The 19,881-nt window shown below is 60.3% G+C and carries 15 protein-coding genes (1 of these 15 running past the window's edge); 3 read left to right on the top strand and 12 right to left on the bottom strand.

The window, feature by feature from the left end; all coding sequences use genetic code 11:
* Window positions 1–115 precede the first annotated feature (115 nt).
* The 11 genes from BT119_RS18820 to BT119_RS18770 all read right to left on the bottom strand — a co-directional run bounded on the left by BT119_RS18820 (window position 116) and on the right by BT119_RS18770 (window position 13,032).
* Window positions 116–1,492 carry a diaminobutyrate--2-oxoglutarate transaminase gene (locus BT119_RS18820; RefSeq protein WP_072366616.1) on the bottom strand — a complete coding sequence of 459 codons (1,377 nt, stop codon included), beginning with the start codon at window positions 1,490–1,492 and terminating at the stop codon, window positions 116–118.
* A 348-nt stretch (window positions 1,493–1,840) separates the two neighbouring features.
* Window positions 1,841–4,249, bottom strand: coding sequence for a TonB-dependent receptor (locus tag BT119_RS18815; RefSeq protein WP_072366614.1), 2,409 nt, complete (start codon window positions 4,247–4,249; stop codon window positions 1,841–1,843).
* A gap of 69 nt (window positions 4,250–4,318) precedes the next feature.
* A complete protein-coding gene (locus BT119_RS18810; RefSeq protein WP_058396923.1) occupies window positions 4,319–5,284 on the bottom strand; it encodes a FecR domain-containing protein in 966 nt (321 codons plus the stop codon).
* Window positions 5,281–5,790: a sigma-70 family RNA polymerase sigma factor gene (locus BT119_RS18805; RefSeq protein ID WP_003318943.1), complete on the bottom strand. Its 510-nt coding sequence runs from the start codon at window positions 5,788–5,790 to the stop codon at window positions 5,281–5,283. Before BT119_RS18805 ends, BT119_RS18810 begins: the two co-directional genes overlap by 4 nt.
* Before the next feature lie 280 nt (window positions 5,791–6,070).
* Window positions 6,071–7,246, bottom strand: coding sequence for an MFS transporter (locus BT119_RS18800; protein WP_003433988.1), 1,176 nt, complete (start codon window positions 7,244–7,246; stop codon window positions 6,071–6,073).
* A gap of 22 nt (window positions 7,247–7,268) precedes the next feature.
* A complete protein-coding gene (locus BT119_RS18795) occupies window positions 7,269–7,889 on the bottom strand; it encodes a hypothetical protein (protein WP_003372840.1) in 621 nt (206 codons plus the stop codon).
* A 10-nt stretch (window positions 7,890–7,899) separates the two neighbouring features.
* Entirely contained in the window at window positions 7,900–9,381 is a 1,482-nt protein-coding gene (locus BT119_RS18790; RefSeq protein WP_072366611.1) for an aspartate aminotransferase family protein, read from the bottom strand.
* On the bottom strand, window positions 9,378–10,061 hold the full coding sequence (locus tag BT119_RS18785) for a class II aldolase/adducin family protein (protein ID WP_003372838.1): 684 nt from the start codon (window positions 10,059–10,061) through the stop codon (window positions 9,378–9,380). The genes BT119_RS18790 and BT119_RS18785 overlap by 4 nt, the downstream gene beginning before the upstream one ends.
* Window positions 10,058–11,686 carry a xylulokinase gene (locus BT119_RS18780; protein WP_072366609.1) on the bottom strand — a complete coding sequence of 543 codons (1,629 nt, stop codon included), beginning with the start codon at window positions 11,684–11,686 and terminating at the stop codon, window positions 10,058–10,060. The genes BT119_RS18785 and BT119_RS18780 overlap by 4 nt, the downstream gene beginning before the upstream one ends.
* A gap of 10 nt (window positions 11,687–11,696) precedes the next feature.
* Window positions 11,697–12,578 (bottom strand): TorF family putative porin, encoded by an 882-nt coding sequence (locus BT119_RS18775; RefSeq protein ID WP_003433995.1) that lies wholly within the window; start codon window positions 12,576–12,578, stop codon window positions 11,697–11,699.
* Between the two features lie 28 nt (window positions 12,579–12,606).
* A complete protein-coding gene (locus BT119_RS18770) occupies window positions 12,607–13,032 on the bottom strand; it encodes a DUF2147 domain-containing protein (protein WP_072366607.1) in 426 nt (141 codons plus the stop codon).
* 161 nt (window positions 13,033–13,193) lie between these two features.
* Between BT119_RS18770 and BT119_RS18765 the strand changes: the two genes are divergently transcribed.
* From BT119_RS18765 to BT119_RS18755, 3 genes are all read left to right on the top strand, one after another.
* A complete protein-coding gene (locus BT119_RS18765) occupies window positions 13,194–13,877 on the top strand; it encodes a TetR/AcrR family transcriptional regulator (RefSeq protein WP_003433998.1) in 684 nt (227 codons plus the stop codon).
* Window positions 13,878–14,058: 181 nt separating this feature from the next.
* Window positions 14,059–15,495: a coniferyl aldehyde dehydrogenase gene (locus tag BT119_RS18760; RefSeq protein ID WP_072366605.1), complete on the top strand. Its 1,437-nt coding sequence runs from the start codon at window positions 14,059–14,061 to the stop codon at window positions 15,493–15,495.
* 358 nt (window positions 15,496–15,853) lie between these two features.
* Entirely contained in the window at window positions 15,854–16,522 is a 669-nt protein-coding gene (locus BT119_RS18755; protein ID WP_003434001.1) for a helix-turn-helix transcriptional regulator, read from the top strand.
* 117 nt (window positions 16,523–16,639) lie between these two features.
* Here BT119_RS18755 and BT119_RS18750 read toward each other — a convergent pair whose 3' ends face one another.
* A protein-coding gene (locus BT119_RS18750) for a non-ribosomal peptide synthetase (RefSeq protein ID WP_072366603.1) crosses the window boundary here: on the bottom strand, window positions 16,640–19,881 show its 3' end. The gene runs 14,539 nt beyond the window's last position; 3,242 of the gene's 17,781 nt are visible here — the last part of the coding sequence; its start codon lies off the right edge, out of view — the gene reads right to left on this strand; its stop codon occupies window positions 16,640–16,642.

Below are 19,881 nucleotides of genomic sequence, written 5' to 3'. Positions count from 1 at the left end.
TCGAGCTGTCGAGGGGCGATAAGTTCGCCCAGCCAAACGTTGTGTGCGGTGTTGTTTCAATCGTGATATCAGTGCCACGATGATGGGCTGTTTATGCCTTGCTTATTACAAACTTTTATTTACGTAGCTGGGACAGTGCCGCCTTGAGCGCTTGTTCAAAACGCTGGATCACCAATTGGCATTGTTCTTCGGTAATGATCAACGGAGGCAATAAGCGAATGACGTTGCCATTGCGACCACCGCGTTCAAGTAACAACCCCTGTTTGAAACAATGCTGCTGAATGGCGACAGCCAGGTCCGGGTCCATCGGCAGGCTGCCGAGGCGGTCAGCCGCTTTGCGCTCATCGACAATCTCGATGCCCAGCATCAGGCCGCGGCCGCGCACATTGCCGATCGCCGGATAGCGTTGCTGCAACAGACCGAGCTGTTCCTTGAGCCAGTCGCCACGTTTTGCGGCCTGGCCAGCGAGGTTCTGTCGCTGCAGCACTTCAAGGGTCGCCAGGCCGGTGGCCATGGCCATCTGGTTGCCACGAAAGGTGCCGGCATGATTGCCCGGAGACCAGGCGTCGAACTCGCGTTTGAAACCCAGCACTGCCAACGGCAGACCGCCGCCGACCGCCTTGGACATGACGATGACGTCGGGTTCGATCCCCGCGTGTTCGAAGGCAAACATCTTGCCGGTACGGCCAAAACCGGCCTGCACTTCATCCAGAATCAGCAGAATGCCGTGCTTGCGGGTGACTTCGCGAATCTGGCGCAGCCATGCCGCAGGTGCCGGATTGACACCGCCCTCGCCCTGCACCGCTTCCAGAATTACCGCGGCCGGGAGCGACACACCACTTTCCACGTCTTCGATGAACTGGGTGAAGTAATAACTCAGTGCTTCAGTGCCGGCCTCGCCGCCAATGCCCAGCGGGCAACGGTATTCGTGGGGATACGGCAGGAACTGCACACCGGGCATCAGGTTAGCGACAGCGTTTTTTGGCGCCGTGTTGCCGGTCAGCGCCAGGGCGCCGTGGGTCATGCCATGGTAGGCGCCGGAAAAGCTGATGATGTTATGGCGGCCGGTGGCGGTCTTGGCCAGTTTGATCGCGGCTTCGACGGCGTCGGCCCCGGACGGACCACAGAATTGCAGGCAGTAATCACGCCCCTGCCCTGGCAGCAGACTCAGCAGCGTTTCGCTGAAGGCGTCCTTGACCGCAGTGGTCAGGTCAAGGGTGTGCATCGGCATGCCCGAGGTCAGGAAGCCGTCGAGACTGGCCATGATAGCTTCGTGATTGTGTCCCAGTGCCAATGTTCCGGCGCCGGCCAGGCAGTCCAGATACGTGGTGCCTTCGACATCCGTGACCCATACGCCATGTGCCTTGGCTATCGCCAATGGCAACTTGCGCGGGTAACTCCTTACATTCGATTCAAACTTGCTCTGCCTGTCCAGATAGTTGGCATTGGTTTTCTGCGACGTTGTAGAGTGCAATAAGCCATTATTCAACATCTGTAAGTCCTCGCTGGATTTCTGGATGCAAATTATTATCATTTACCTAAAAGTGCAACCCATTATTTCGAAAACAAAGATGAAATTTAAATGAACGTTTCTGCGCGCCTGACAATGAATAAGGCACGCAGTTATACCGACAGAATTAATCGGTATAACTCAATGTGCCACTATTGAAAGTGGCCATTTGTTATTCTGGCATATGACAAAGCAGTCTATTTAAATAACAAACTGTGGTGTCGCCGTGTTGAGGTTGATTATTTAATACTGCACACAGGTTATCCCTCGATGAGGACTGCCGGTCGTTCGCTATACACGTGAGCCCTTCCCTGGGCGTCGCGTATCCACTCAGAAACCGATGGTGGCCGACAACAGATAGGTGCGCGGTGTCGACAGGGTCAGCCCCGGCTCGCTGTCATCCGACGCGCCGGCCGAGCTCCAGTAGTACTTGTTCATCACGTTCTCGACGTTGGCCCGCAGTGTGATGTCCTTCTGATCGACCTTGAAAGCATACCGCGCACCGACGTCGAAACGCTCCGATGAGTCGATGCTTTTGCTGTTGGCCTGATCCAGATACTGCGAGCCGGTGTAGATGCCCCGTCCGGTCAGGGTCAGACCGTTTACGCCCGGAACGTCCCACTCGGCCCCCAGATTGACGTTGTATTTGGGGGTAGCCGGTGCGCGGTTGCCGTCGAATGTGCCATTGACGGTGTTGGTCAGATCGCTGTCGATGTACATCACCCCGCCCAGCAGACGGAAGCCCTTCATCGGCTCACCGAACATGGTCAGCTCGACACCGTCGTTACGGCGCTTGCCGTTCGGGCCGAACACACGGGAGGTGGTATTGGTCTCGTAGGCCGGTTGTTTGATACGGAATACGCTGGCGGTGAAGGCGAATGACCCCAGGTCATATTTGGCGCCGACCTCGACCTGACGACTGACGAACGGCGGGAAGATCTGGTCTTCGTTCACCGAGGTCGACGGAGCGATCTTGCCCTGGCTCAGGCCTTCCATGTAGTTGGCGTACACCGAAAAGTCGTCGGTCACCTTGTACAGGATGCCGCCTGATGGTGAGACTTTTTCCTCATCGTAGGCGGTGTCGCCTTTCACGCCATCGGTCCAGTCATCAACCTTGACACGCTGCCAGCGGGCGCCGAGTGTCAGCAGCAGACGGTCCTCGAAAAACCCTAGCGTGTCAGTCAGCGCCACACCGCTGAAACGGTTCTCGGTGTAAACCTTGGAGTCGGCCCGCGTGGGATTCGAGGGTGTCGGCGTGTCGACCGGGTTGTAAAGATTGCTCGGCGCTGCCGCATAGCGTGCACCACCGTTTTCAAAGTCCATATAGAAATAGCTGGCAGCCAGGTTGACCTCGTGGCTGACCGGCCCGGTAGTGAACCAGCTGCGCGCGCCGGCAGTGGCTGTGCGCACATTTTCGTCACGGGTGAAATCGCGTGGTTGAACGCTGAAGTCGCCTGCATCGTTGGTGACCGGTACCGCATGGCGCAGGAAGTCATGGTTACTTTTGCGCGCGCCGACACCGCCGTAGAGCATCACCGAGTCGCTGAGGTCATATTCGGCATTCACTGCGCCGAACGTATCCTTGGTGCGCGCCTTGCTCCAGGACTGCGCATAGTTGTCACGCACATCGTTGGCGTTGGGCACCTTCGCGTTGGCACCGACCTGCACGCGTTCCTGCGGAGCATCGGTGTCGCGTTCGGTGTGCCCGATGTCCGTCGACAGACGCAGGCGATCACCACGGAAATCCAGGCCCAAAACGGCCATGTCGCGATCAACGCTCTGGTGATCCCATTCAGTGTCGCCGGACTGCTTCACGCCGTTGAAACGAATCCCGAACTTGTCGTCTTCGCCAAACCGACGGGCTACATCGACTGCAGCACCCACCTGCCCCTTGGAGGCATAGCTGGTGGTGAGCTCGGTGATCGGTTTATCCGTCGCGCGCTTGGGGACCACGTTGATCCCGCCGCCGACACTGCCTCGCGGCGAAATGCCGTTGATCAACTGGCTCGGCCCCTTGAGGATATCCACCCGTTCGGCCATTTCCATGTCGATCGTGTAAGTGGGCAGAATGCCGTACAGGCCGTTGTAGGAAACGTCGCTGTTGAACAGGCTGAAGCCGCGAATCGTGAACTGCTCGTAACGCCCGCCTGCGGGGTTGGTGGCACGCACTGACGGGTCACTGGCGATCAGGTCGCCCAAGGTTCGGGCCTGCTGGTTTTTCACCGCGTCCTTGGTGTAGGTGGTCATGCTGAACGGCGTTTCCATGAAGTCGCGCGAACCCAGCATGCCTTGCGAGCCTTTGCGTGCCACTTGGCCGCCTGCGTATTCCTGGCCATCCGTAGAGCCGCTGTCACCGACAATCGAGGTGGGTGCAAGTTGCAGGCCTGCGCTGGCGCTGTCAGGTGCCGGGATCAGCGTGTAGGCCTGCTCCCCGACGGGCATCAGTTGCAGGCCGGAACCTTGCAGCAGGCGCGCAAAGCCTTCCTCGACCGCGAACTCGCCGGACAACCCCGAACTGTTCCGTCCATTCACCAGCGCAGGGTCTACCGACAGGTTGACCCCGGCCTGCCCGGCAAAACGGGTGAGCGCAGCGCTCAGGCTGCCGGCCGGCACCTCATAGGCGCGTCTGCCCGATGTGTCGGCCCAACTGGTCGAGACCAATAACGGACTGGAACTCAACGTCAGCAACAGGCTGAAATGCAAAAGTGGACGCAAACGGTAGGAAGACACTGCGGACATAGAGGGAAGCTCTCGTATTTTTTGTGCACTTACCTGGAATGACCAGCGAGACAAAAAAAAGGGACAGCATTACGCACTATTTTTTGTCGAAATGTTTTTTCGAGGCACCAGGGTCACCCAATAACGCGTGCGCATCTGCACGTCCACCGGCAGACTGGCCGCCAGCAAGGACAGCACGCGGTCGGTATTGTCGAGCCTGAAACTGCCCGTCACTCGCAGGTTTTCCAGTTCAGGTTCCCAGCGCAGCAGGCCCGGACGGTAACGACTCAGCTCGCGAAGGAAATCGCCCAGTGACTGGTTCTGCGCGCTCAGCACATCGTCGCGCCAGCCAGGCAGCAAGGCGTCGAAGGCACTGACAGGACCGATGCCGCTCTGCTTCAGCGTGACCTGCTGCTGCGCATTCAAGGCCAGCACCGGCCCGCGCAGGGGATAAAGCTGCACCGTGCCGCTGACGACCGAGACCCTGCAATCGCTGGCGTTGAGACGCACACAGACTTCACTCCGGCCAACCACGATGCGCCCGTAAGGACCGTTGATGGTCAGCGGCGCGCTGCCAGGCACCTTGAGGGCTATTTCGCCCCGTACAAGGGTGATTGCCCGGGCGCCCATATCCACGTTCACCGCACTGTCGGTATTCAGTTGCAACATGCTGCCATCGGCCAGCGACAGGCGCTTGTGCTCGCCGACTGCGGTTTGCAGGTCGGCACGCCAGACATCCAGCGGCAATTGACGCCCCAGCAGCCAGACTGCAGGGACCAGTGTCACGGCCCCCAACGCTCTTTTTAGCGTCGCACGCCTGGCCTTGTCAGGACGATCCAGCGTCGCCATGGCGAGGTTGGCAGGCAGACCGAAAAAACGCTGACGCAGCTGTTGGGCCTTTTGCCAGGCGCGTTCGTGACTGGCGGAGCTGTCACGCCAGTGTTGCAGCATGGCGTGATCTTCATCGCTGGCACCACCGGATTCCAGAAGCGCCAGCCACTGCGCCGCTTTGCGTACTACCTCGCGTTCTTCGGTAGAAGGTGCCGGGCGAATCACCAGTCCACCAGCAAACAGTGCTCGTAGGCTTGTGCCATATAGCGTTTGACGGTGCGTTCGGAAACACTCAGGCGTTCAGCGATTTCCCGATAGCCCAGCCCCTCAAGCTGACTCCAGAGAAACGCCCGCCGCACCACTGCCGACAGACCATCGAGCAGCTCGTCCAGCGCCTGCAGGGTTTCCAGAAGCAACCAGCGCTGCTCCGGCGACGGCACGCTTTCTTCGGGCAACTGCGCCAGCGCTTCCAGATAAGCCTGTTCAAGGCTGCGGCGAGTGTAGAAATTACTCAGCAGGCGCTTGCCCACGGTCAGCAGGTAGGCACGCGGCTCCTGCATATCGGCGATCTGCTGGGAGCTGGAGAGCACGCGCAGGAACGTATCCTGACTCAGGTCAGCCGCATCCCAGGCATTGCCCATGCGTCTGCGCAGCCAGCTTTCCAGCCAGCCATGATGATCGCGGTACAGGGAATGCAAGGTCTGCTGTGATAGCGTCGCTGCTTGAGTCATGTCAAAAGCCTTGAGCGATGGGATGCGCCAAATGAGACTGATTCTAATTAGTGTTATATCCCGAGTCCACGCTCTTTTTTTCAAAAAGCCCATCGCCACTGCGTGAAATCGGGGCTGTCAGCCCGCAACACGTTGATCCGCGCTGCATCCGGGCGATTGACCTGCACGACAAATTAGCGCTGAAAAAGCGCCCCTTGTGTCCTGTTTGTACGTTTTCCGAGACAATGCCTGCCGGGATGGGTGAATCGGCTACTCCCATTACTGTTAAGTACGCCGCCAATCAAACCCCGCCCACAACCCCGACCCTTCTATCAACTGCCCGCCGGTGCAGCAGCGCTATCAGGCACAAAGCCGATACCGACAGCCAGACGCTGACCAGCAGTACCGGTTGAGCATTGTCGCCAGACACCCATTGCGACGCCAGCAGCGGTCCGAATGCGCAGCCCAGCAGTTGCATGCCGGGAATGAGCCCGGCGATGCGTCCCGAGGGGTCTATCTGCAGCGCAATGCGCACCTGAAACGGGGTCAGCATCAGGTAGATCAGGGCAAACAGCGCGCACAGGCCCAGAAATACGTTTACCCCCTGATCGGCTGTTATGTACATGCCCAATGCAATGCCGGCCAGAAGAAACGCGGCGGTAGCCAACATCGAGTAATCAGGCACCCTGCGTACCAGCAGAATGCCCAGGCAGCCGCCCAGAACCTGCATGAATAACATCGCGGACACCAGCAATTGCGCCGCATGAGCGCCCAGCCCTGCGTGGATGCCCAGCGGCTCCAGATACGCCCACAACCCGCCAACGGCCGAGAGCTGCATGAACACCAGCATCAGCAGCAGCACTTGCTTCAAATTCCATCTGAAACCTGATGTATCCAGCTGTCTGTCAGGCTGCTGCGGCAAGCGTCCTGGTAACCAGACAACGAACAGCACTGAGCTTGCGGTCAGCATTCCCAGAAACACGAACCCTGCATGCACGCTACGATCAGGCAGTATCAGGTACGCAAGCGCTGCGGCCATCAGTGCCTGAGCCAGGGTCTGGACGACCATGAACACGCCTGCCACCCGGTCTGGCGCAGGCCCCTGAACGATAAGGCTGACGGCGCCCCAGAGCAGTAGGCCCTCGGCCAGCCCCGCCAGCGCGCGTGCAGCGGTCAACGGCCCGTCGCCGGTGACATTGGCCGTGACCAGATCCATTCCGGCAGCGCACAGGATGGCGATGACCGTCAGCAGGCGCAGGTTGAGCATCGAACGCAGCAGGTCGCCCAGCACCACACCGAGCCCCAGCGCGACGATTTCACCCATTGCGACCAGCCCGACACCTTCCAGTGATACGTGGTCTTGCGCCAGTAACTCGCCAAGAAGCAATGGTTGCAGCCCTACCATCAGCACCGCGACAGAGCCCAGTGCCAAGGCGGCACTCAGGTGCCTGCGAGTTACAGCGGACGACGTTTGCATGGCATGCGCCTCTTCGGAAGTTTCAGTAACCGCGGGTTTCAGGCGGAATACGGCCTTCGGCAAAACACTGCGCCGCCCGCTTCTCGTCTTTCATCAGCCTTCCGTTGGCCACCAGCACCACCCACCAGGGCAGTAACGTAAGGTGCGTGCCACATGCCTTGGCCAGCGTATAGGCCTTGGCGCATTTTTCGAACAACTCTGCATTGAGGACCATTCGCGCCCCTGTAGTACCCATCACCACCGGTGTGCTGTCGATCACCGCAGCATTTCCCCCACGCTTCAACAGTCGCGCCAGTGGTTGCTCGGAACTGGCAGGCGTAGCCATATGGCCTATATGGCGTGCCTGCTCATCAAATAGAATCGGCAGGACTCCGCCAAAATCCACCAGGCTTTTGGCGAAGGCACCGCCGCCGAGCAGAACGGCGCCGACGTCAGCTCGGGCGCGGTAGATCGCCGCGTGCGTCTGGCCGTCGCCCGCTGCCGAGTCGTTGCAATCAACCACCTGCGGCGCCAGGTCGTCGAGCTTGCCCAGCCACATGCTCTGTTCGCCCGGCAATCGCAACGACACACTGCTGTGTGAGTCCACCTGCCCCATCAGGCGTTCACGCAGATCAAACCACTGTTTTCGAAGTGAATCGCGCATGCTGCTCACCTCACACCAACTGAAAGACAGCGTCGAAGCGTTCGAGCGCGTCGTCGATGACATCGTCGGTGTCAGCCAGGCTGGTGTACAAGCGGCTCCCGGCCAGCGTGATCAGGCCGTGAGCGGTATACGCGGCGCCCATCTCTTCCATCATGTGCTTGCGAGTCTTGGCTTCATTGCGCGCCCTCAGCAGCTTGAGCGGGTTGCCGGTATCGAGCAGCAGGACGCCGGACGTCTGCAGGTGAACGATGGAGCCCATGTTGTACGCCACGTAGGGCAAGCCGCGCCGATTGATGATCTCTTCCAGTCCTGCGCGCATACGGTCGCCCGCCCTTCCCGCCAGCGCCGGCGCGTTCAGGCGGCGGGCTTCGATTAGCGCGTAATAACCAGCGACGCATGACAACGGATTGGCCGACAGCGTGCCGCCGACGAACGCCCGTCGCGAGGATGTGCCGATGCCACCGGCAAGCAGTTGCATCACGTCCCGGCGCCCGCCAATGGCACCCGCCATCGGATAGCCCCCGGTCAGGCATTTGCCCAGTACCGTGATGTCCGGCATGACATTGAAATAAGCCTGTGCGCCGCCCAGACCGGCACGGAATCCGGTGACCACTTCGTCGAAGATCAGCAGGGCATCGAATTCGTTGCACAGCGCACGCAGCTGTCGGTTGAAGTCGGCGTGCACCGGACGCGTGCCACTTTCCGGGCCAAAAGGTTCGACCATAATGGCTGCGGTGCCACCACGCAGACGATTGATTTGCAGCCTGCGACGCAACGCATCGAGATTGTTGGGTGGGCTCTCCTGAGTGTTTGCGGTGGCGCCTCGCGGGATTCCCACTGCCTCCATGCGCCCGGTGCCCGGCAAGCGCATGCCATAGACCAACTGGTCGCTCCAGCCGTGGTAGGCGCCGCCGATCTTGATCACCCATTTCTTGCGGGTATAGGCACGGGCCAGGCGAACCGCGGCCATGACCGCCTCGGTGCCCGAGCCCAGCAAGCGCAGCATGTCGACGCCCGGCATCGATTGGCAGACCAGTTCCGCCAGTTTGACTTCATATTCATGCAGCAAGCCGGTCACCGGCCCGCACTCATCGAGAATCCGGTCAACCTGTTCGCGAATGGCCGGATGGTTGGAGCCCAGCAACGTCGGGCCGCCTGCCTGCAGGAAGTCGGTGTAGCGATTGCCATCGACATCGGTCAGGTGCGCACCGTTAGCCTGGGCGAAGGCCAGCGGAAACGGATAGTTGAACGCCAGGTTATGTTGCACGCCTCCCGGTATGACCTTTTTCGCCGCCTCGGAAAGCCGCTTCGAGCCTTGGCAGCGCTCGTCGAAATAGCCCATGATCTTGTTCATCGCGTCGCGCTTGATCGGGCGAATCGGCTGTTTCACCAGCTCATCGAAGCGGCGATACAGTGAATCGACATCGGGCCATTGCGACACGGCCGATGCGGGAATGTCAGGGATGTTGGCAGGATCGAGAGGTCTGTTCATGATTGAGTCTCTGAAAAAGTCTGAGGGCTGAGGGCATGCGAGCCGGCACTGGTCAGGGCGTCGATCAGGCGTGCTATTGCAACGCGTGATTCGGGTTTGCCACGGCTGTTGGCTTTGATCTGGTTGAGAAGATGGTCACGACAGAATGTTTCCAGGTCCTCCAGGCGCTTCAGGGTGGCTTCTATGTCCGGGCCACAGCACAGAACGCCGTGATTGCGCATCAGGTAGGCGTTTTGGTCAGGCCGGATGGTCTTTTCCAGCTTGCCCGCCAGCCAACCGGAACCGGACGGCGCATAACCCACCAGCTGAATTCGCCGGCCCAGCGATTGCCACAGCGGCGGGTATGGCACTTCCAGCGATTTGCCGAACAATGTGCAGGCGCTGGCCAATGGTTGATGGGTATGAATGCTGCAATTGACGTCCGGGCGACTGCGCAGGACTTTCGCGTGCAGCTCGCTTTCAACCGAGGGCGAACGTTCACCCGACAGCTGCTTTAGGTCCTTGAGTCGCAATACGCAGACGTCCTCTGGCCGCATGCTGAAGTAGTCGGTGGCCGACGGAGTGACCGCGATGTGCAATGCGTCGATACGCAGCGCAAGGTTGCCGCCGGTTGCGGCAAAGAAGCCGCGGCGTGACAGATGCCGCGACAGGTCGACGATCTGCTGTTGAACATTGCTCATGGTGCCGTCTCCTGCGATGGGTTCAACCTGCGATAGAGCGGCGCCAGACGTTTGCGGACTTCCTTGAACGTGGCGAAGCGGTCGTCATACAGGTTTCGGGTTGATTCGGAGGGTTCGTACAGCCGATGCGGCCGTTGCAGGGCCGGCAGATCGTTGAACTGCAGTTTTTCGAGCGCTACTGCAGCAATGAAGGCCGCACCGCGTGCGTTGGTCTGAATCGGGTTATGCGGTTGCTGAATGACTCGCCCGCAGACATCGGCCATGATCTGGCACCACACATCCGATTGCGCTCCGCCTCCGGTGGCGACGATGACTCCGCGCGACTGGCCGATAAATTGCGAGAACGGTTCCAGCATCCAGCGCGTGTTGTGCGCGACGCCCTCCATGAAGGCCCGGATGATGTCTTCCCGCGAGTGCTCGAGTTTCAGGTTGATCAGGCCGGCACGCAGGCTCGGATCACCTACCGGAGAGCGCTCGCCACACAGCCATGGCGTGTAGATCAGCCCCCTCGAACCCGGTGGCACTCGGGCGGCGATACGGTCCAGCAAGGCGTACACGTCCGGCTGCTGCTCATCGCTCAGCAACTCGTCCGGGTGATACAGCACCTTGTCGCGCAGAAACGACAGATTGGCGCCCGCCGCCGATTGCATGGCCATTGCCAGATACCGGCCCTTGACCGCACTGGGTACCGCAGCAATGTGGTGGCGAACACTGGATTTCTTGAACGGCACGTGAGCGCCGACCCACGACGAGGTGCCCAGATAAAGATGCGGAGCGAAGTCGCGCACGGTGGCGCCAACGGCCACCGCCGAGGTGTCCACAGCACCCGCCACCACAGGTGTGGATCGAAGCAGCCCCAAAGCATCGGCGAGCTCGGGCTTCAAGGTGCCGATGACTTCCGTCGAGCCCACCAGCTCAGGCAGCTTGCCTGCGTCGATACCCAGAGCCCTGATCAGGCTGGCGTCGTAACGGATGTGATGAGGATCGCGATTGTCGGTTACCCAGGCGGTCAGCATCGAGTCACCTGTGGCGCAGAAACGCCCAGACAAGCGCATGTTCATATAGTCGAGCACATTCAGAAACTTGTGCGTCTGGTCATACCTTGCCGGATCGTGGTCAAGGATATAGGCCATGTGCCCGGCCGAATCCATGCCCGACAGCGACGCTACCCCGCCGGTCAGTCGCAGCGATTTCCAGAGTTTGAGCGGCCCGTAGCCGCCCAGATTGCACCAGCCTCCGCCCATGCGTTTTTTGATCGAGTCGGCGCCGCGTTTGTCCAGCCACAGCAGCGCCCGGCCAATCGCGGTCCCGTCGCGATCGACACAGACCGTGCCTTCGCTTTGCGTCGAGCAACACACGGCCACCACCTGACGACGCCTGAGCGGGTCGGCTGCCAGCAATTCGTGGGCACCAAGCAGAAACGCGTTCCACCAGTCCTCGGGTTCCTGCTCGGCACTCAGACCACTGACGTGCAGCGGTACACCGTGAAACGCCCAGGCGCGGATGTCTCCCTCCATGGAGACCAGCGCGCACTTGCAGCCGGACGTTCCCAGGTCGATCGCGAGGACGAGTTGCTCCAGGCCGGTAGCCGCCTCAGGCGTCCGGGAAATGAAAAGCGAAGTCATAAAGGTCTACTCAGAATGTGCGGGAAATCGACGCTACCCAGCGACTGCCGTCCGTGGTGCGCACATGTCCGTCGTCCTCGGCCATATACAGCTCGCGCGCCCTGGTCTTGGTCGTCACCCAGTCAAGCCCCCAGTCGAAGCCCCACCAGTGGTGGACCAGACCTGCGCCATAATCGGCAAAGTCGGCTTCCGAGAAGTTTTCGATCTGTTGATAGCCGGCGTGCAGCTTCAGGTTGGTGTTGATGCCCAGCGCGTATTTGTAATCGAGGTCATAGAGCATGCTGCCCCGGGAGTTGCGGTCACCCTTGGCATAGCAATCGAGGCCTTTGGTCGGGTCATCGCGGAACTGCAATTGCGCGCCGCATACCCCGCCACTGTTGGCACCCCGGTAGTTTTTCGAGAGCACCCGGGCGATTCGCCCTTCGAGCGCGCCGTAACCGATTTCAAGCACGGCGAACTGGCTGTTGTAATTGGTCGAGTGCTCTTCACCTGGCGTGAACGTTTCGAAATCGAACCGGTTGGGTGCCTTGAACTGAGCCCCTGGAAACATCTCGGCCGCCAGCCCGACGCCATAGTGCCAGGCATCCGGATCGCCGAAGCGATAACCGCCCGCCAGCAATACACCTGCACCGTCGCCGTCGAGGAACTGTTTCTTGCTGACCGTGGTAAATTCGGCAAGCGCCACCAGGCCTGTTTCATGGGCGACCTGGAGGGTCACCTTGGCCCCGGGCCGATTCAGAGAATCGGAAATCCCGCGGGTACGAATGTCCGAGCTGACCTTGGCGGTAACATCCACTGCGTAGCTCGACATTTCATCGGCGATGGCAAGAGTCGGGCCTGCTGCGCAGCACAGGGCTGCAGCCATTACATAACGGGTTGTATACGTGCGCATGATTCTCTCCCACGCTAAAGGGCCGGATTTACGATTTGCAAACCGGGGCAGGAGGCAGTGTTGCGATTCGCTCGAATTGCTCTGTCTTGCCGAGAACTTCGGTGCCGACAAAAGCCCTTACATTGAGGCGTCCATCCTTGACTCGAACGGCGCCCTTATATTTTTTCTGATCACGGGGGTCATACACCCAGCCATCGCGCCAGGCGTCCTGTTCGTAGCGGGTCAGCTGCAGAATCTGTACGCCGCAGTCACTCGACGTCGAAGCAGCATCCTTGACCCAGACAATCTGGCCGCAGATAGCGCCGGTCTTTTCTGCGCAGTCGTCAAGCCTGACTACCGCGTCCTTTTCCGCCGTCAGCCAAAGGCCCTTGGCCTCAAGCGGACCGGCAGCAGCATGAATGCCGGTGGAGCACATCAGAACCGAAGAGAGGAAAAGCCACTGCCGTACGTTCATAGCGTCACCTTTTTTTATTTTTTGTTTTGACAGACCGTCACAATAACGACGCTTCAGTTATGATAGTCATCGCTACACGATAGTTATAACTATCATTTTATCGTGCAGCAACTGTTTTTTTGATCGTCATGCTGGCGCCCCATTCTTCTTGACAGGTACTTATGGCCAGGCTGAAAACCGAAACCCTTCCCGAGCAGATCGCCGGGAAAAGCGTTGAACGCAAGAAGTTGCCCGCGCAGCAGCGTGCTACCGAAACCTACGAACGCATTCTGGTCGCCACGGCAAACACCCTGTGCGAGGTCGGCATAGAACGTTTGTCGACCAATCTGGTATGCGAACGGGCCGGCCTTACGCCGCCCGCGTTGTATCGCTATTTCCCCAATAAGTACGCGCTGTTGACGGTGCTGGGCGAACGTCTGCTCGAGAAACAGAACGAGCGGATCGATCACTGGATCACCCCCGAGCTGATCGCAGGTCCGCCTCAGGCGCTTGAGCAGGCGCTCGCCGAGCTTATTCTGGATACGTACCGGGTCACCGATGCCACGCTGGGCGGCATGTGGACGCTCAAGGCACTGAGGGCGGTTCCCGCGCTGGAGCATGTGCGGCTCGACTCCCACCGCAGGGTTTCCAAGGCTCAGGCCGCCATCATCGGCAGTGCTTTTCCAGACGCGGCGTCCGAGGACATCGCCATGGTTGCCCGCGTTGCGGTGGAAATGATTCACGCGACCATTGAGTTGTTGTTCGATGAACCGCTGGAGCCCGCGAAAACCTGCGCGATGGTGGCAGCGATGATTGTCAGTCATCTGGATCGCCTGGCGCCCGAACCTGTGCATGGCGAGCAATGATTGCAATACAGGTTGGCCGTTCCAGCCACTTTAACCGGCCGGATCGCCCCTCCATTGGCTTTGCAGTGTCCTATACGGTTAGGTGAGCCAGGACATCGACACATTACCGCTGACACGCCTGCACTTGCGGCAGGTTCGGTCGCAGTGACTATAAAAAACACGCAGCCACAGGAGCAGCGTCATGAATCAACCCGCCAGGGTTCCGCCAGGTACCACGTTCCACGCTGCCGGGCTAACCGAGCTGTTCGAGGCACAGCAGGCTGCATTCCGTGCTCAGGGCGCACCTTCCTACGATCAACGAATCGCAGACCTCAACGCCGTCCTGCGTATGGTCAGCGATAATCAGGACAGGTTGCTCGAGGCGGTCAGCGCAGACTTCGGCAACCGTTCGTTCGACGAAACCCGGCTCGGTGAATTGATGCCGGTGGTCAACGGCATCAAGCACATCCGCTCGCACCTCAAAGCGTGGATGCGTCCGTCCCGGCGCAAGGCGGGTGTTGTCTTCAGGCCCGCCGCAGCACGGGTGGTTTATCAGCCGCTGGGCGTCGTCGGCATTCTCGCTCCGTGGAACTACCCGCTGACGCTGACGCTGGTGCCCTTGATAGAGGCGCTGGCTGCAGGTAACCGGGCGATGATCAAACCTTCGGAACTGACACCCCGAACCTCCGAGCTGCTCAGGCAGTTGCTCGGCGAAACGTTTCCCGCCGAGCAGGTTGTCGTGGTCACTGGCGACGCCACGCTGGCGGGCCAGTTCAGTGAGCTGCCTTTTGACCATCTGCTGTTTACCGGCTCGACCCACGTGGGCCGCCAGGTCATGGCGGCGGCGGCACGCCATCTGACACCGGTCACACTGGAGCTGGGCGGCAAGTCGCCAGTCGTGGTCTGCGACGACTTTTCGATCACGAAAGCCGCTCGGATGATCGCTATCGGCAAACTGTTCAACGCCGGTCAGACCTGCGTAGCACCTGACTATGTCCTCGTCCCGCGCGAACAGGTGGACAGCTTTGCCAGCGAGTGGCTGGCTGCGGCAAAAAAACTTTACCCGACCCTCGATGGCAATCCGGACTACACCTCAATCATCTCCCAGCGCCACTACGACCGGCTTATGGCGATGGCCAGTCAGGCCGTCGCGACGGGGGCGAAGGCGTGGCAACACAATGCGCCTGCAACGGCGGGCGAACGCAAGATTGCACCAATGGCACTCACTCAGGTGTCCCTGAACGCAGATGTCATGGGCGAAGAGATTTTCGGCCCGCTGCTGCCGGTGCTCGCGTATGACTCTCTGGATGAAGCCATCGCCTTTATCAATGCTCGTCCGGCACCGCTGGCCCTTTATTGCTTTTCCAACGTTCAAACGTCTGTGGACAGGGTGCTGAACCGCACGCAGTCCGGCGGCGTGACCATCAATGGCACCATGCTGCACGCAACCCAGGATGACCTGCCCTTTGGCGGTGTCGGCGACAGTGGCACCGGGGCCTATCACGGCTACGAAGGCTTCGTTCGCCTGTCCCATGCCCGCGGCGTTCTCAAGCTCGGTCGTTTCAACATGTCCGACAAGGTCTCGGCACCTTACGGACGGCTTACGCGTCTGGTCACCCGACTCATGATCGGGAAGTAGGCGCCTGCCGAACGATGTTACCCCGCCATATCACGACGTTTACATGCATATGCGCGGGGGGTTTATTCACTTTCTACTTCCCGTCACAACATCAGGCAGCATGAGCTAACGCCGGCCAGCCCGCCCCACTTCTGCGACGCCATTGTCCGCGGTCCGACCGCTGACCATCACTCTTTCTGATAGTGAAGTATTTAGGTAACCTCAGGACGATACTCTTTGCTGTACTCCACTAGAGATGCTCTAGTGGGCATCTAACGCTGATCTCGCGCCGAAAACGCCAGCGACTAAGTTGATGTGACTGCGCCATGCTTACAGCGTCTATAACATTGTCAGCAGTTCTAAACTCATGGATGACTAAATGCCTCACACACTACTTCCGCAGATTGGCAGGGCCATCGCCAGCATCGGTAGCGGGAATTTTTCCAGCATGTTCCACAAGCTGATCGATACTCAGCTTGCCGTAGATGCCACGCACCTCTCATCACTGCCGCAGCCCTGGCAAACGCCGCCTGCCTCTGCACCAACGGTCTTTAACGAGACCGTCACATCATCGCGGGGCACGCTGTTGCTCAGTGACTCCATTCATCTTTACCCTGATCAGGCCTCGGAAAGCTTTAGTTGTAAAATAACGGTATTTCGGGCGCTTCCCGCGCACGAATTCTCAGAAAAGGAACGCCGGCAGCTGGGCGACATTTCCCCTCTGCTGTTTTCGATACTTGAAAAACATGTCAATGCTCTGCAATCGGCAATGCCCGGCATCGAGCATAAAAAGCCCGAAAGCATTGAGAAGCGCTTCCAGGAACGACTGCGCGAAACGGGTCTGACGTTGTCCGAACGCGAAACCCAGGTGTGCCTTGGGCTGCTCGCCGGTCATACCGCGCTTGAGCAGGCCGAGCGGCTCGCACTCAAGGTCAATACCGTGGGCAGTTACCAGCGCCGTGCGGCGATCAAACTGGGCATCAGCGGTCGTAATTCACTGATGCGCTGGATGTATGGCTCATCAGCGGGCGTTTTTTCAACCTGCTGACCGCCAGTCGATGCAACGGACGGGGCGATACCGATCGCCCCTCCCGGATCCACCCTCACCGCCTCCGATGCAAGACCTCCCTGCGCCTGCAATCACGCTTTATCAATACCCACCAAGTCATTGCGTTTCCCCCACACCGACTGTCAATCCGTCATACCACCAGGCCGCCAGGCTGTAGACGTCCGGAGCTTTCAGGACGCTGAAGTGGTTACCCGGCCCCTCCCAGAGCGAAAGTTGCGGCAGCAAATGCTGCCATTGGCTTGCGCAAGCGGCATGTTCGAGTTGATTGTCCAGCGCATCCAGATGCGGGTCATTCACCAGTACCAGACTTGCCCTGCCGCTGTAGCCTCCCGGCTCAGGTCGATAGACCGTGCGCAAGGCGCTGGCAAACGTGCGGACGATCCCTTGCAGGGCCTGTGCCGCCAGACGTGGCGGCAATAACCCGACGCGCACCATGGCCTGCTGAAGCAGGTGCATTTGCGCGACCGTGTCGCTGTCGGCAAACGCCAGTGGGTCGAGCTCCAGGCTTCTTCCACTGGACAGCTGCAGCGCCTCGATCAGGCGTTCCAGCACGGCGGTGGCGGTATAAGGCTTGCTGCTCAGACCCTCGCCGCCAGGCGCCTCGCTGTCGATCAAGGTCAACGAGACAACCTCGCGGCCTCGGGCCTGAAGCTTGACCGCCATGGCGTGCGCCGCCCAGCCTCCGAACGAATGCCCAACCAGATGCAGCGGGCCTTTCGGATACAGCGCTTCGATGGCTTGCACATGGCTCTGCGCTGCCGCTTCCACCCTGCTGTGCGGAACACTGCGACCGTCCAGGCCGCGCGGTTGCAGGCCGTGGATCGGCCAGTCCGGCCCCAGCGCCTCTGCCAGGCCAATGAAGCTGGTGACGCTGTCACCGGCGCCCGGTACACAAAACACTGGCGCATGCCCGTCACGCCCGCTCTGGATCGCCAGCAGCGACTGATGAGCCGGTGCCGGCGGTGGCGTGGCGGGCACGCTGTGCAACGCCTGAACGATGCTCCGACCGAGCACGGCCACGTGCGGTGCCTGCATCATCGTCATGTGGTCCCCCGGGACATCGACGCACTGCAGTTGATTTCTGGAGAGAATCTCACCCCAGCCCAGGGTCGAACTGCTTCCGATCGGCGCCATTGGACGCTGTTCGGCGCGGAACAAATGGATCGGCAGGCTGAGCGGTTCCAGCTGGTAATGCGCCAGGGCCTGACCATGCGCCACTTCCCGGTCCAGGTAATGGTGCAACTGCTGATCGCTCGCCAGCGCCAGCTCCTCGTACAACAGACCTTCGTCGCGGCACAGTTGCAACAGCGTCGCGAAGTCCGGCAGCGGTGCTTGCTCGCTCAATGAGGTGAGGCGCGCCAACCTGGCGGCACCCTCACCCGCCTGGGCTTGCCAGTGCGCAGTGCAGTGCGAGAGCAATTGCCGCTCAAGCAAGTCAGGTCCCTGCCAGCGTGCCTTGCCCTGATCGGTCAGGCGTGGCACATAGCTGTCGATCAGGCCGAGGAATGTGACGGCCTCGTCCATGCCCAGCAGTTGAGTAGCCACTTCGTAGGCCATAACCCCACCAAACGACCAGCCGGCCAACCGATACGGACCGCGCGGCTGGACCTGACGAATGCGCTCCACCATCCGCGCAGCCAGGCACTCCATGGTGCGTAATTGCTGCTGCCCAAGGCCAATGCCCGGCAAGCCGTAAATCGGAAAGTCGCCCTGAAGATGTTGCCCAAGCACAGGGAAATAAGCATCCAGCCCTGTGAAATCGTGGAGCAGAAACAACGGTGACTCGCTGCCACCGGCACGCACTGTGATCACCTCACGAGCTTCGTCCGGTGATCCTGGACGCTGGTCGAGCAACCCTGCCAGTGCTGCGACGCTAGGGTGCTGAAACAGCTCGGCCAGCGTCAGTGACACGCCTGCTTTTTGCAGCAGGCTGACCAGACGGATGGCCGATAGCGAATGGCCGCCCAATTCGAAGAAGCTGTCGTGCCTGCCTATTTTTCCGACTTCAAGAACCTCGGCCCACACCTCCGCCAGACGCTCTTCCAGCGCTGTCGAAGGCGCTTGGTAGGCGAGGTTCGCAAGAGCGGCCAGGTCCGGCGCAGGCAACGCCTTGCGGTCGACCTTGCCGTTCTGGGTCAATGGCAGCGTATCAAGACCTACAAATACCGCAGGCACCATGTATTCCGGGAGCTGCCCCAACAGATGCGCACGCAAGGCGGCACTGTCGAGCGATGCATCGCGACGGGTGAAGTAGCCCACCAGACGCAACGAACCATCGTCCAGACGCTGGGTGGTCACCACCGCTTCGCCGACGCCCGGGCATTGCGCCAGGTGCTGTTCGATCTCTCCCGGCTCGATACGCACGCCACGGATCTTCACCTGATCATCGTTGCGGCCCAGGTATTCAAGCGTCCCGTCGGACAGCCAGCGCACCAGATCGCCGGAGCGATACATTCGGGCGCCGGGGCTGTCGCTGAACGGATCGTCGAGGAAGCGTTCTGCGGTCAGGTCCGCACGGTTCAGATAGCCGCGAGCCACGCCTGTGCCGCCGATGTACAACTCGCCGGGCACCCCGAGTGGCACTGGCTGTCCACGCGAATCCAGTACGTACAGTCGGGCATGAAAAACCGGCTTGCCAATGTGCAGCACCTTGCCCGGCTGCATCCGGCCAGAGCTGGCCACCACCGTGGTCTCTGTCGGGCCATAGTTGTTGACCACGGCGAAACCCGGATCACGGTTGAAATGGCGTAAACGATCACCGCCAATCAACAAAGTCTGCAGCGTAGGATGGTGTAATTCACGGCTGAAGGCGTATTCGGCCACCGGGGTCGGCAGAAACGCCACCTGCAGCGGCTGAGCCAGCCACCAGTCGAGCAGCACATCGAGCTGTTCGTTGCCAATCTCAGCTGGCGGCAGGTGCAGCACCGCACCGGCACACAGCGCAGGCCAGACTTCCCAGGCCATGGCGTCGAAACCAAACCCGGCAACGCTGGCGGTATGACTGCCGGCACGCAGGTTGAACGCTTCACAGTGCCAATCCACCAGATTGTTCAGCGTGCGGTGCTCGACCATCACGCCCTTGGGCAGCCCGGTGGACCCCGAGGTGTAAATCACGTAAGCCAGATGGTGCGTGGTCATTTCCGGCACGGACGGGTTGTCGGTGCGCTGTGACCAGTCCGGGCGATCAAGCGCGATCACCGGCACCTGCAGTTCGGGCAGACGCGTCAGCAGGTCGAATTGAGCCAACACCACCACGGGCGCGCTGTTCTCCAGCAGATAGCTGATGCGTTCATCCGGGTGGGCCGGATCGACCGGTACGTAGCTCGCCCCGGCTTTCA

The organism is Pseudomonas sp. NFACC10-1 (assembly GCF_900119195.1).
Classification (GTDB): domain Bacteria; phylum Pseudomonadota; class Gammaproteobacteria; order Pseudomonadales; family Pseudomonadaceae; genus Aquipseudomonas; species Aquipseudomonas cerasi.
Note: the sequence above shows the minus strand (reverse complement) of the source record. Positions and strands in the feature narration are given on the sequence as shown.

What these genes read in the sequence shown, in the direction of transcription:
- BT119_RS18795 (WP_003372840.1), bottom strand. Translation starts at nt 7,889, where the DNA reads ATGCGCGATTCACTTCGAAAACAGTGGTTTGATCTGCGTGAACGCCTG.
- BT119_RS18790 (WP_072366611.1), bottom strand. Translation starts at nt 9,381, where the DNA reads ATGAACAGACCTCTCGATCCTGCCAACATCCCTGACATTCCCGCATCG.
- BT119_RS18755 (WP_003434001.1), top strand. Translation starts at nt 15,854, where the DNA reads ATGCCTCACACACTACTTCCGCAGATTGGCAGGGCCATCGCCAGCATC.
- BT119_RS18770 (WP_072366607.1), bottom strand. Translation starts at nt 13,032, where the DNA reads ATGAACGTACGGCAGTGGCTTTTCCTCTCTTCGGTTCTGATGTGCTCC.
- BT119_RS18800 (WP_003433988.1), bottom strand. Translation starts at nt 7,246, where the DNA reads ATGCAAACGTCGTCCGCTGTAACTCGCAGGCACCTGAGTGCCGCCTTG.
- BT119_RS18760 (WP_072366605.1), top strand. Translation starts at nt 14,059, where the DNA reads ATGAATCAACCCGCCAGGGTTCCGCCAGGTACCACGTTCCACGCTGCC.
- BT119_RS18805 (WP_003318943.1), bottom strand. Translation starts at nt 5,790, where the DNA reads ATGACTCAAGCAGCGACGCTATCACAGCAGACCTTGCATTCCCTGTAC.
- BT119_RS18785 (WP_003372838.1), bottom strand. Translation starts at nt 10,061, where the DNA reads ATGAGCAATGTTCAACAGCAGATCGTCGACCTGTCGCGGCATCTGTCA.
- BT119_RS18820 (WP_072366616.1), bottom strand. Translation starts at nt 1,492, where the DNA reads ATGTTGAATAATGGCTTATTGCACTCTACAACGTCGCAGAAAACCAAT.
- BT119_RS18775 (WP_003433995.1), bottom strand. Translation starts at nt 12,578, where the DNA reads ATGCGCACGTATACAACCCGTTATGTAATGGCTGCAGCCCTGTGCTGC.
- BT119_RS18765 (WP_003433998.1), top strand. Translation starts at nt 13,194, where the DNA reads ATGGCCAGGCTGAAAACCGAAACCCTTCCCGAGCAGATCGCCGGGAAA.
- BT119_RS18815 (WP_072366614.1), bottom strand. Translation starts at nt 4,249, where the DNA reads ATGTCCGCAGTGTCTTCCTACCGTTTGCGTCCACTTTTGCATTTCAGC.
- BT119_RS18780 (WP_072366609.1), bottom strand. Translation starts at nt 11,686, where the DNA reads ATGACTTCGCTTTTCATTTCCCGGACGCCTGAGGCGGCTACCGGCCTG.